Here is a 12,145-nt window from a genome sequence, read left to right as displayed (position 1 = left end):
TGAAAAATAGTTTAAAGGGGGAAGCATGATGAAAAAATACCTTGTTGCCATCGATGGTTCCGACAATTCCAAGCGCGCAGCCGGTTTTGCGCTTCACCAGGCCAGGGGCGATAACGATATTGAAATTACTTTAATTCATATTGTTAACGTAAGAAAAGAACTTTATAATTACTCACCACTGATGGACATCAGGGATATTCAACAAATTGCCCTGGAACAAGGTATGGAAGCAGTAAAAGATCAGGCTGTGTTATTTGAAAATGAGGGAATTAATGTAAATAAAGTAGTGGTCGAGGGTGACCCCGGTTATAAAATTGCCGAGTGCGCCCGGGAAAACGGTTATCACCAGATCATTATCGGTACCAGGGGGCTGAGCGATTTAAAGGGGCTGGTGCTTGGCAGCGTAAGTCATAAAGTGGTTCATTTTGCCAAATGCCCCGTGACCTTGGTTAAATAGAAGCTTTGGGCCGTTACCGGCCCTATTTGCCGCCTACCCGGTGAGCAATGTTTAGCTATTTATTTAATAAAGTATTAGGCTCAGATTTGCAGGGCTCCTACGGATTGGCCAAGTCCAGCCGCACCAGGGGCAAGTTTTTATCTCCGGTTATGCCGTGCATTACCCCCGGGCCTGGTCTTCCCTTTTCCGGCCAAAAACAGCCAGGTCCATCGCTCTCACATCCACCCCTGTCTTGGGGCAAATGCTGTAACACGCACCTTCCGTCAGCCCGCAGGGGTAAATTACCCGCACCCTGTCCCGGGCTGTTTTTAGGTATGGGCACAGACCCAGCGAAATACGGAACAAGGTTGTTGAATTGTAAATGTATCAAGGGATATGATGGTAATTTATGGCAATTACCTTTAAAATGACCACTTGTTAAATTCGTGATTGGTCACGCCCCCTCCCCAAGTAATTCTTTTGCCATTTCCCAAAAGTACATGTCGAGGATAGGTTTGAAGCCCAGGTAATCCCTGGTAATAACATCTTCAAAGTCAGTTCAAAACCTCCGGGCTTGTCCCGGAGGGGGTCCACAAGTATGGCCTACCACCCTTGCGACAAATACTTTCGCCTTTCAGTTGAATCAAGCACCTTGGCACACGACTCCCAGGGGATCTTTTTTATTTGGTGATATTTAATTTCAAAAGGATGCTGCTTTTGCACCGCGTCGATGGTCTGCTTGGCCTTTTCAATTTCTCCAAAGGCCATTTGTACCCATACATCTTCCAAAACATCGGGAAGCTGGCCAAATAATTTATATATATCTTCCATGCGGTCGGATAATAATTCGTGCACCCGGTCCTCTACGGAATTTTTATATCGCAAATTATAAATATATACGGTATCTCTAATTTGCCCGATCCGCTGAATACGCCCTTTCCTCTGTTCCAAGCGGGTGGGGTTCCAGGGCAAGTCCAGGTTTATCAATGTACCCAACCGCTGGAGGTTCAAGCCCTCACTAGCGGCATCCGTCCCCAATAATAGTCTTATTTCCCCCTGGGACACTTTTTTCTTTAACTCTTCCCTGGAAGCCCAGGTAAAGCTTCCATTATACATAATACCGGAATGCTGTCCACCCGCGTATATACCAATTTTCTCCTCGGGCAGTTCCCGGGATAAGTTTTCCGCCAACCAATAAACAGAATCATAGTACTGGGAAAAAACAATACACCCTAGCTCCAGCCAGCCTTTCTCCAGTAAGCATGCACGCACCGCATCATACTTGGGGTCGCGGACCTGGTTGGCGTTTAAGGCGGCCACAAACCTTTCCAACACCTTACGTTCTTCAGAAGTAAGGTTTTTCATCTCCGAATTATTAGCTGCTTCGTCTTCCTCATCATCTTCCGTAATTACACCTTGCCAATCCCGGAGCATTTTTTCGGCCGTCATTTTACCTGCGTAAATAGTGCTGCCAACCCGTCTCAGTAACAGCGTTTTTAAAAAGCCGGCAGCTTTTACCCTGTTTCCCAACAGCTCACAGAATTCCTCCGCCAATCCATAAGCATCCCTTAAATAAGCGGGTAAGCGGATAGCATCTTCATCCTTTTCGCCAAACAATTCAACTTCAACTTTTTTCAGATAAGGTTCGCCTGTTTCGAGGTCAATAGTATTTTCAAGGTAATCCCTGGTGCGGCGGATAATGTGACGGATGAAGGGATTATGGTTTTGGGCAAAAGTTTTAACCATACGCCTAATTCTACTGGAGTTCTTTAATCGCCGATTCACGGTTATAGGAATCAGCAATGGTTTTTAGTTTCGCCACCAAATTCTGTACTTTTTTGAAAAATAATTTTCCTTCAAGTTCTCTGCAAAAAAGTCATGGGCATTAATACGATTGGTGGAAAGGTCTGTAAGGTTTAAAGCCACATCGCGCCTTGTTTGGTCGAAAACGGTATCCCGTGGCTTGCATAGCTCCAAAATGGTGTTCATGGTTATCTTCCCTTCACCTGAAGTAACAAATGGTTTATTGGGTATATTATAGCCATATATTTCCATGAGAAAGCTAAGAACATAAATTATTTCGACAGCTGCCATTTTTCTTCCTTCCACCATTTAGGAAAAGCATGCATAGTCTTTCTTCAATAGTACTTTTAACACAGACTCGGGACAACTGTTTGTCAATGTAATAATAAAAACCAGGTAATTTACCTGGTTCAACAAAAAGCAGTTATTTCCTATTAAATACCCGATTAAATTAATTGGGCTTTATGTAATGAACCAACTGAGGATTAACTTGGTATAGGCGATAAACAAATTTCCTGTGGCTGTAATGGCCCGTAACGCGGATCCGATTAAGCAGGTAGGGGTTGGAACCGGATGTGACCAGACCCTGATTGGTGGTTGTAGCCGCCCGGTAACCGGTTTCTTGAACCAATTTAACAATATTGCTGTTATACTTTCCGTGGGGGTAACAAAAATATTCTATTTTCTTACCCAGGCCCTTTTCCAGTATTTTTTTGGCGTCCACTAATTCCCGTTTAACCACATCCGGTGGTACGCCGGTTAGAATGGGATGGTTTACCGTATGGGAACCAATGGTGAAGCCAGCTGCATCCAGGGCTTTGATTTCCCGCCAGTCAAGCATTTTATTTACCGGTTCGGCTTTGGTTTTGGTATCAAAAATGTTGGTTTTCCCAATGGTTCCGGCCACAACAAAAATAGTTGCGGTAAAATTATATTTTTTTAAAATGGGGTAAGCATATTTGTAGTTATCCTCATAACCATCGTCAAAAGTAATGACCACCGGCTTGGCCGGTACCTTTTTGCCCTTCCGGTAATAATCCAAAACATCACCCAAATTGACTGTGTGAAAGCCATTTTCTTTTAAATAACGCATTTCCCAATCAAAATCTTCCGGGTTGACTCTTAAGCCAAGACCACCGGAACGGCGGTCCGGGCTAACCTTATGGTACATTAACACGGGAATACCGTTAAGGGACTTATGTCGCATGCGTTCCGGAGGTGATTTTTCGTAATATTGCCAGGCAACTATTACAGTAATTGCCGATAACACTAAGCAGGATAAAAGCAATATTTTAGCCCGTTTAATTGTTGGCCAACTCCTTTCTGCTTAAAATATCATTTTTAGCAGTCGCGAAAGGATTATGAGGATTGGGCGTGCATTTTTGCTTATTGACCGCCTTAATTTTAAATTTTTAGGGCAGACTCATGAAGTAAGTTGTCATAAAGGTTGATGGTTTTTTTAATCATGTTTTCAACAGCAAAATTGTTTAGCACCAGTTGCCTGGCCTTGCCGCCCAGTTCATATTTTTTGCCGGGAAATTCAACTAAGTATGCAATTTTTAAGGCAAGTTCATCGTCATTACCTGGTGGAATCAGTAGGCCGGTTTCGTTATTTATAATTAGCTCCGGTATACCGCCCACAGCGGAGGCAATAACAGGCAGGCCAAAAGACATTGCTTCCAATATGGTTAGGGGTAACCCTTCCGTTATTGAAGGCAATACGAATATATCCATTACCTGATATACCTGGGCCACATTTTTAACCGCACCGGTAAATGTAAAGAAATCTTGCATACCTGCTGAATGAACCTGTTCCTGCAGACTGGCCCTTAATGGCCCGTCACCGGCTATTAGAAAATGTAAATCATATTTATCAATTATCTGTTTTGCTGCGTTTATTAATACAGGCAATCCTTTCTGCGGTGCCATCCTGGCCACGGTTCCGATCACTGTTCTGTGATGCGGAATACCCCACTTATCTTTTGTAGTTTGATTATCTGAATAATCAAACTCATTGAAATCTATACCATTATGAATGACTTTTATTTTAGATCTTGGAATATTTTCTTGAGTGATAATTTCCTCACATAAAGCGCGGGAAACTGTTATGATACAATCAGTTGATGAGGACAAGGCACGTTCAATGGCAGCCGCAATTCTGTTCTTCCATGATGGCCATTTGGGGTTAATAATGGAGTTATGTACGGTATAGACAGAGGCCGGCACACCAGACCAAAGAGCAGCCGGCCTGGCTATAAGTGCGGCTTTGGCACCGTGCGCATGTACCAAATTTACTCTTTCTCCGCGCATAAAATTACTCAAAATTTTAAACGAAGCAAAGTCGTCTTTTAAAGAAATTATTCCCTTTAAAGGCAAGGCTAATATTTTTATTTTCTTAGCTAGAAAATTATCCTCCAGCGAACTTCCCTGTGGACAGGCCACTGTAACATCAAAATCATCCTTTAACCCTTCCGCCAGCAATAAAACATGTTTTCCGATACCACCTTCGGAGGGTCTGATAACCTGCAATACTTTTTTCTTTGGAGCCAACTTTACCTTCTCCTTCTCCTTATTAAGAATAAATTTTGTAAATAATTCTTTTTAGCTTACAAAATAGAAGGGTATATTTTTTTCCTAAAGGCGGATAGACAAATCATTGCTGATTTTTAGAAATTTAACAATAGTTGGCTTGTTTAAAATTCATTAACCTAAAACTGGATAATGTAATATTAACATGCCGGCATGATCACACAAAGCAATCTTAAGAAATTTTTATCTAATCTTTACTTAATTATTTTAATCTTATATTCAAATAGAGATGCCCGGATAACCGGGCATTTTTTATTTTCCCAATTCTTATTCTGCTGATTTTGGGTACAGGTTTCAGTCTAAGCAGAGTCATAGTATATGTGCTTATTTAACAAAGACTTTTACTTTCCTTCATAAATTAAATTAAATTTAAAACCGCCCCTTCCTTATTCAAGTCCTTGCACAACTTTGCCGGTTTTATTACATTCTAATACTGTGTTGCGTAAAGATGATAAGTCATTACCATATTTTTCCGGCGCATGCTGCCGTAAAAAGGATGTTGCCGGTGCCAGGTGAAATTGAAATTGTTCTATACCTTCCCGGCTAACACTTTCAGAAAAGAAAATGATGCCTCCCCTTTTTAACATATCAATTATAATCGTTAACAAAATCCAACTGCACCAGGGGCAGGTTTTTGTTTCCGGTTATACCGCGACATATATCACACAGGGCCCGGAGCGTGTTTTCCGGTGCTCCGGGACCGCCTCCGGCATCATGTAATAAAACAATTGAGCCTGCTCTCACACCACGCATAACTCGTGCGGTTATCTGGCTTGGACTGCGGCGGGCCTGCCAGTCACGGCCATCCACATCCCACAGTACGGCACGCTTCTTTTTAATAATGATCCAGCACCAGGTCACCAGGTTAAATGTCCCCCAAGGCGGGCGGATCAATTGAACTTCCATGCCGGTTATATTTTTAAGGGTTGCCACGCCTTTTTCCCATTGCAGCCAGGTGGTCCAGGGAAACATGAACCAGGCGAATCTGTGGTATTGGCCATGGGCTCCGATGGAATGGCCTCTGGCTATAATTTCCCTAACCAGGTCTGGATACTTCCGGGCCCTTTCGCCCACCAAAAAAAATGTTGCCTGCACATGGTGGGTTTCCAGCACGTCCAAGATACGGGGCGTTACAGCCGGGTTCGGCCCGTCATCAAAGGTAAGGGCTACCCCATACTTGTTCTGCCGCTTATGAGTACCCACGCCCAGCCAGTGCAGCAACAAATCCGGTATAACCGCATATAAGGTAAAAATGCTCAAAATTAAAGCCAACAAATAAATAACCGTGTTCATGCGCCTCCCTCCGCGGCATCGTTCAGCGGCTGGGGGATGTTAAGGAAATGATAAAATAAAGCCATGGTAAGCAGCAGTATGGCGCTAATCCAAAAAGGCAGGTGGTGCCCGGCTTGTTCATAAGCCTTCCCTCCGATGAAAGCCCCCACTGCCGTGCCGACCCCCTCCAGCGTCATAAAAATGGCCCACATGGTGCCTTGTTTGCCCTGGGCAACCATGCGTGCCTGCAAACCGTTCCAGGCCGGTAAGATAAAGGCATAGGCCAAACCTAGCAGGGCCCCGGCAGCAACAGCGCCGGTTATAGCTCTCTGCGCGGGTAATAGTACCAAGGCGACGGCTGCCAGCAGCAGCCCGCCTAGCAGTGGTCCCTTAAAGCCCAAGCTGTCGGCAATTTTTCCGGCGGGCAGTAACAGCAGCACTGTTATAACCCCAACAACCACCAGATAATAGCTGATTTGTTGTGGACTAAGTTCCCAAACGGTGCGGGCATATATGGTAATAACCGGTGCCAGTATACCCAGCGCCACAGTTTGTGCCAGCAGGCCGGGGAATAGTATTTTTACCGAGGCCACTTCTTGCCGCAGACCTGTCAAATGTGCCCGCCAGGTTTCCTCTGTTAACTCGACAGCAGGCTTTTTTTCCCAGGCTGACAGCAGCAAGGCCAGGCCCAACAGCGCATACATGCAAATAAAAGCCCATTGATAAGACCGTTCTATGACAAAATTAATTAGTACCGGACCCAGACCCGCCCCCGCCAGCCAGGCCAGAATAACTTTACCCAATGCCTCGCTGGTTTTCTGCTGTGGCATATTTGCAACAGTTTCAGCGACCACCGCCGGCCAAACAGGGGTATAACCCAGTCCGAGCAGCACCGCACCAAAAATAAAGAGGTGCCCGCCAGTGGAATGCTGCAATAAATATAAGCCCGCCAGTGCCAAAACAATTCCCCCGACCATCAGCCATTTGCCGCCAAAACGGTCCGTAACCCAGCCGGCGGGAATGCGAAACACATTATCCATTAAATAATGCAAAGATATGGCCGTACTTATTAAGCTAAGGCTGAAACCAACTCCGTATTGGCCGTAAAGGGGTAGCAAACTAAACACCAAAGCCCCCCGAATAAATTCCAGCACCCCCAGAACCAACAGCGGGCTCATACGATCATCCTGGCCGTTGTTTTGTTTTGGTGCTTATCGGCCAGCTCTAACAGGTGTTCCACAGCCTTTTCGGAAGCATGCCCCGGCACGGCAAGGGCCGCCGCCCGCCGCATTTCTTCCCTGACCTCTGGATTTTCCAGCAGGTATTGTAAATTTTCTTTCAGTCCCTCCAGGGTATGGACTATTCTTCCTGCGCCGGTTTTATTAATATAGATAGCATTGTCCTCTTCCTGTCCCGGTATGGGCTTGAAGATCAACTGGGGCAGTCGCATGGTTAAAGCCTCGGACACTGTCAAACCTCCGGCTTTAGAAATCATAACGTCTGATACCGCCATAAACTCCTCAACATTATTTACGTAACCCAGGCAAATAACACGGCCGGGAAAGGTCTGTTGCACGTCTTCCAATGATTTATACAGCTTTCGGTTCCGCCCGCAAACCACTATTAGCTGAACCGGCAAGGCAGAGCCCGCAAAGGTCCGGCATATTTGTTTGATATTAGGCAAAACACCGTAAGCACCGCCCATAATCAAAACCGTGGGGCGGTCCGGCTGTAGCCCTAATTTGGCGGCAATTGCCTGCCTGTTCATTGGATTTTCAAACCTGGGGCTGACGGGAATCCCGGTAATGCAAATACGGCCGGGATTAATACCCCTGGCCACCAGTCCTTGATAAACGTCGGGGCAGCCTACCAGGTACAAATCTACTCCCCGGTGAATCCATTGGCTGTGCACACTATAATCAGTAATTACGGTTGCCAGCGGGATGTTTAGAACCCCTTTTAACCGTAACTGGGCTAAAACTCCCGCTACCGTGGGATAAGTGCAGATAATTAAATCCGGTTGAAAAGACTGAATATAATTATCAAACTCTTTCTGTCCCAGTTGGTTTAAAAAACGCTGTACAGCCGAATCCGGCTGCATTTTGGAAGTGTTATAATAAAATTTGCCCCACAGCTTTGGAGTGTACTTGAGCATACCGATATAAGTGCTTTTTATAACGGAATTAAAAAACCTGCTGATAATGGCTCCGCAATCCAGGTGGGCAATCTGTACCCCGGGCACTTTTTGTTCCAGAGCTTCTATCACGGCCTCCGCCGCCCGCACGTGACCCGCTCCAAAAGTGGATGAAAAAATCAAGACTTTTAGATTTTGCATCAATACCGTCCCCTTTAGATAAAAGTCAAGGTTATCAGCACACCGATTAAAATCCCGATGGTAACTTCCAGTGGCGTGTGGCCCAGTTTTTCCGGCAGCCGGTTCCCGGAGAACCCTTGATCCCTGCAATGGATCATATTAATATGCCGGGCATGTTCCCCCACCGCACGGCGTAAAGTTATCGCATCGTAAATGACGATGCAGCCGAACACAGCTGCCAGTTGAAAGTATGGAGATGCCCAGCCGTATAGTAGGCCCATAGTTGTGGCCAGTGAGCTGACCAGGGCAGCATGGGAACTGGGCATCCCGCCCGGCTCCATTAAATGGTGCAAGGAAAAAGTTCTACCTTTTCGGAAGGCCAGTAAAAATTTTAACCCCTGGCTGGTCGCCAGGCTGCACCCTGCAACTGGCAATAGATTTTCCAGCAAGTTTACACCGGATGGCAACAAGATATTCATTTGTTTCACCCCTTGCCATAAAATTAAGTAGTTAGCAATATCTTTTCAAATACAGCCTGCAATGTTCCGCTTGCTCCGGGTAACACGGATCAACCTGCCTGCTGAATCTATTTTTCATCCTGCCACGTTTAGCGGCATGGAGATCTGCCTTGCAGAACAGCCAAATTTCTGACGTACTGCACAATGCGCTTGCTCGTTGGGTTTTTCTCCAAATATTCAATTACATTTAAAATTATTCCGCCGATAAATATGCCTCCCCCTATGTCCAACAAAGTATGCTGCTTTAAAAAAAGCGTTGATATGGCAACCAGTATGGTTACCCCCTGAATCAACAGGGAAATATTACGGCCGTATACCCTGGCACGCTTACAGCTTAAATAAATTACATAACATGTCAAAACATGGATGCTGGGGAAGGCATTATAAGGTTTATCCATATGATAAACAAAATTGGTAAGCTGCGAGAAAATGTCCTGTCCTTGAACTGCCGGCCTGACCACGGTTGTCTGGAAAAAGAAATAAATAAACAGGCAAATTATGATACCTATATTGATTGAGGTTATAGCATTATAGTAAAGCCTTTCATTTTTCAACAAAAACCAAAATAATATACAGGCTGACAGGCCGTACCACAGGATATATGGAACGACGAAATAGGTACAAAGGGGTATGAGCCCGTCTAATGAAGTAACAAGGCTGTAGACATGTCCGTTGTTATGATTGAGCCGGGCATAGACAAGGCCCAGCAAGGGTATTGTCAATATCCATGTTGCCTTTGGCAGAATTAAAAAGGCCTGCCGGTTCATTGTTGCTCACCACCGCTTATAGTTGCCGGTAATGTTCCGGCCGAATACTGGCAGCTGTTTGAACGCAGTTGCTTAAAACTGGTATTACCTTGGTTTAGTATAAAGGGAAAAGCTTAAAATTGTCTTTGAAAATGAAAAACAAATAAAATTTTAAGGAAGTTTTAAGAATCAAGGTTTATCCTATTAACAGCTAGCTGTACCATAACATTTTTTAATGACCTTTTTTACAAACTATTATTTGGAACTTGAGACATTTTTATTTATCATTGCGCGGGCTTTGCCCCGACGGTAGTCCCCCGCCGTCATGCTTTAGTGATAATTTTTCAGCTCATAGGAAAATGAAATTGATTTAAGCGTGTTTTATCTAGAAACCATAGGTTATCATATTCGTGGGGTGGTTTTCGGTGAGAATACTGCTGGTTGAGGATGAACAAAAGCTTGCCGACGCGCTTGCGTATATACTTAAAAAAAATAAGTATGGGATCGATACCGCTTATGATGGAGAGTCCGGCCAGGCCATGGCTGAGACGGGAGTTTACGATTTAATCATCCTTGACCGTATGCTGCCGCATAAAGAGGGCGTTCAAATTCTGAAAGAAATCCGCAGTCAGGGAATCAGCACGCCGGTTCTTTTACTGACTGCCAAAGACTCCGTTACCGACAGAATTGAAGGACTGGACGCCGGGGCTGACGATTACTTAATTAAACCTTTTTCCACAGGGGAGTTGCTGGCCAGGATCAGGGCCCTGGGACGCAGAAGAAGCGTACAGCTAAAAGGAGAGATAGTTTCAGCCTACGGATTGAATCTTGATCCACTGCGCTGCGAAGTGACCAAGGAGGAAAAAACCATAAAACTTACCCTAAAAGAATCAATGCTGCTTGAACTTTTAATGCGCAATGCCGGGCAAGTTATAACAAAAGAACAGATATTGGACAGGGTCTGGGGTTTGGACTCGAATGTGGAAATGGGTAATGTAGAAATTTATATCCATTATTTACGTAAAAAACTAACATTTAAAGATATATTTATTGAAACAATCCGGGGTGTCGGCTATTGCTTAAAGAAGATGTGATGCTGCGCAAATTGAGATTTAGGCTTACGCTGTCGAATGCATTGATTATGGTGACTCTTTTGGCACTGTTTGTTATAAGCACCTATTTCTTTATGCGCTACGAGATATTCGGCCAGTCGGAGCAGTTAATGGATAATATTGCCTCCAAGGTGGTTTCAAGATCGTATAATGAAGTATTTCAATATGATAACTATAAATACTTTTTTATTGAAACCGACAGCTCAGGAAAGATAGTAAAGACTTCGTCGATACCCGCCAAGGAAAAAGACCACTTGCCCCGGTTGGTGCAAAAGGCGGTTAAGAGTAAAGCGGATAAGGGCTCGTTAATAATTGATGACCGCACTTTTACCTTCATCAAAGTTCACCTCCAGCGTGAGCCAGGTGGTTTTGTTCTGGTTTTCGCCAATGTTGCGCGAGAAATTGAATTGCTGGGCTTTCTTTTAGGAGCCCTGTTTTTGGCCGGTATAGTATTGATGGCATTGGCGCTTTATGGCAGCTTATTTTTAGCGGACCGGGCTTTGGTTCCTATAAAAAAATCCTGGCAGAGACAAAGGGATTTTGTGGCGGACGCGTCGCATGAGCTGCGTACGCCGCTTGCGGTTATACAAACCAACCTGGAATTGGTTATGGGTAATCCCGAGGAAACTGTTAAGGAGCAGGAAATCTGGCTGGAAAATATTAGAATTGAATTGCAGCATATAGTTAAGCTGGTTGAAGATCTACTTTTTCTCGCCAGGGTTGATTCGGAACAACAAATACTGGAAATGCGGCGCTTTCAGCTGGACAGGGCGATATACGATGCTGCTAAACCTATCATTCCCGTCGCAGATGCTCAAGGTGTAAAATTTATAATAGACTTATCCGCTCAGGTGGAGTTTTACGGGGATGAAAACAGAATTAAGCAGCTGGTTGTTATTTTACTTGATAACGCTCTCAAACACACCCCGGCGGGCGGGCAAGTTGAATTACAATTGAAAAGCAACGGCTCCACCGCTGAAATAATTGTTTCGGACACGGGCCGGGGAATAGAGCATGAACACATTGATAAAATTTTTGAGCGTTTTTACCAGGTGGACAACGCCAGGTCCAATAAGGCTACCGGTACGGGATTGGGGCTTTCCATTGCTGATTGGATAGTTAAAGAGCACCACGGATCAATAAAGGTGAAAAGTGACCCCGGACAAGGAACAACCTTTTGGGTCATGCTTAAAAACAAGGTTTAAAGTTTGGCAATAACGCTTGAAGAAGCAAGATGATTAAAGAAGCAGGATGAATGAAAATAAAAATTCCGGTTAATCCGGAATTTTTATTTTGCTGAATTATAACAGATTGAATTTTGAGCAATATAAGCAATATAAAAGCAATAATTCTTT

Annotated in this window: 14 protein-coding genes; 3 read left to right on the top strand and 11 right to left on the bottom strand. The window is 44.4% G+C overall.

The genetic code is table 11. From position 1 onward, the window contains the following. The first annotated feature begins 28 nt into the window (after positions 1 to 28). The gene (locus tag H569_RS0105725) at positions 29 to 457 is read left to right on the top strand and encodes a universal stress protein (RefSeq protein WP_027364216.1); all 429 of its coding nucleotides are present in this window, start codon (positions 29 to 31) and stop codon (positions 455 to 457) included. A 159-nt stretch (positions 458 to 616) separates the two neighbouring features. On the opposite strand, the gene H569_RS0105720 is transcribed toward H569_RS0105725, so the two are convergent. The 11 genes from H569_RS0105720 to H569_RS19330 form a co-directional block, all read right to left on the bottom strand. Continuing rightward, positions 617 to 802 carry a hypothetical protein gene (locus tag H569_RS0105720; RefSeq protein WP_157833468.1) on the bottom strand — a complete coding sequence of 62 codons (186 nt, stop codon included), beginning with the start codon at positions 800 to 802 and terminating at the stop codon, positions 617 to 619. 237 nt (positions 803 to 1,039) lie between these two features. Beyond that, positions 1,040 to 2,182, bottom strand: a complete 1,143-nt coding sequence (locus H569_RS19355; protein WP_051273321.1) for a helicase-related protein — start codon at positions 2,180 to 2,182, stop codon at positions 1,040 to 1,042. A 63-nt stretch (positions 2,183 to 2,245) separates the two neighbouring features. Next, positions 2,246 to 2,530, bottom strand: coding sequence for a hypothetical protein (locus H569_RS0105710; RefSeq protein ID WP_027364214.1), 285 nt, complete (start codon positions 2,528 to 2,530; stop codon positions 2,246 to 2,248). A gap of 160 nt (positions 2,531 to 2,690) precedes the next feature. Then, on the bottom strand, positions 2,691 to 3,527 hold the full coding sequence (locus tag H569_RS19350; protein WP_238492472.1) for a polysaccharide deacetylase family protein: 837 nt from the start codon (positions 3,525 to 3,527) through the stop codon (positions 2,691 to 2,693). A gap of 116 nt (positions 3,528 to 3,643) precedes the next feature. Then, on the bottom strand, positions 3,644 to 4,789 hold the full coding sequence (locus H569_RS19345; protein WP_034629661.1) for a glycosyltransferase family 4 protein: 1,146 nt from the start codon (positions 4,787 to 4,789) through the stop codon (positions 3,644 to 3,646). Between the two features lie 425 nt (positions 4,790 to 5,214). Continuing rightward, entirely contained in the window at positions 5,215 to 5,415 is a 201-nt protein-coding gene (locus H569_RS23560; RefSeq protein ID WP_114679260.1) for a cache domain-containing protein, read from the bottom strand. A 1-nt stretch (position 5,416) separates the two neighbouring features. Continuing rightward, complete coding sequence (locus tag H569_RS19340) at positions 5,417 to 6,121, bottom strand: polysaccharide deacetylase family protein (RefSeq protein ID WP_034629708.1); 705 nt, start codon at positions 6,119 to 6,121, stop codon at positions 5,417 to 5,419. Next, a complete protein-coding gene (locus H569_RS0105685; protein WP_027364212.1) occupies positions 6,118 to 7,278 on the bottom strand; it encodes an MFS transporter in 1,161 nt (386 codons plus the stop codon). Before H569_RS0105685 ends, H569_RS19340 begins: the two co-directional genes overlap by 4 nt. Then, positions 7,275 to 8,435: an MGDG synthase family glycosyltransferase gene (locus tag H569_RS19335; RefSeq protein WP_034629658.1), complete on the bottom strand. Its 1,161-nt coding sequence runs from the start codon at positions 8,433 to 8,435 to the stop codon at positions 7,275 to 7,277. The genes H569_RS0105685 and H569_RS19335 overlap by 4 nt, the downstream gene beginning before the upstream one ends. Positions 8,436 to 8,449: 14 nt before the next feature. After that, a complete protein-coding gene (locus tag H569_RS0105675; RefSeq protein ID WP_034629656.1) occupies positions 8,450 to 8,893 on the bottom strand; it encodes a divergent PAP2 family protein in 444 nt (147 codons plus the stop codon). A 128-nt stretch (positions 8,894 to 9,021) separates the two neighbouring features. After that, complete coding sequence (locus H569_RS19330) at positions 9,022 to 9,699, bottom strand: phosphatase PAP2 family protein (protein WP_051273317.1); 678 nt, start codon at positions 9,697 to 9,699, stop codon at positions 9,022 to 9,024. Between the two features lie 404 nt (positions 9,700 to 10,103). On the opposite strand from H569_RS19330, the gene H569_RS0105665 reads away from it, so the two are divergent. Together H569_RS0105665 and H569_RS0105660 are read left to right on the top strand one after the other, a co-directional pair. Continuing rightward, positions 10,104 to 10,772: a response regulator transcription factor gene (locus H569_RS0105665; RefSeq protein ID WP_027364210.1), complete on the top strand. Its 669-nt coding sequence runs from the start codon at positions 10,104 to 10,106 to the stop codon at positions 10,770 to 10,772. Continuing rightward, entirely contained in the window at positions 10,754 to 11,995 is a 1,242-nt protein-coding gene (locus H569_RS0105660) for a sensor histidine kinase (protein ID WP_027364209.1), read from the top strand. The genes H569_RS0105665 and H569_RS0105660 overlap by 19 nt, the downstream gene beginning before the upstream one ends. Positions 11,996 to 12,145: the final 150 nt, after the last annotated feature.

The sequence above is a fragment of the Desulfotruncus alcoholivorax DSM 16058 genome, from assembly GCF_000430885.1.
Lineage (GTDB): Bacteria > Bacillota > Desulfotomaculia > Desulfotomaculales > Desulfallaceae > Desulfotruncus > Desulfotruncus alcoholivorax.
Note: the sequence above shows the minus strand (reverse complement) of the source record. Positions and strands in the feature narration are given on the sequence as shown.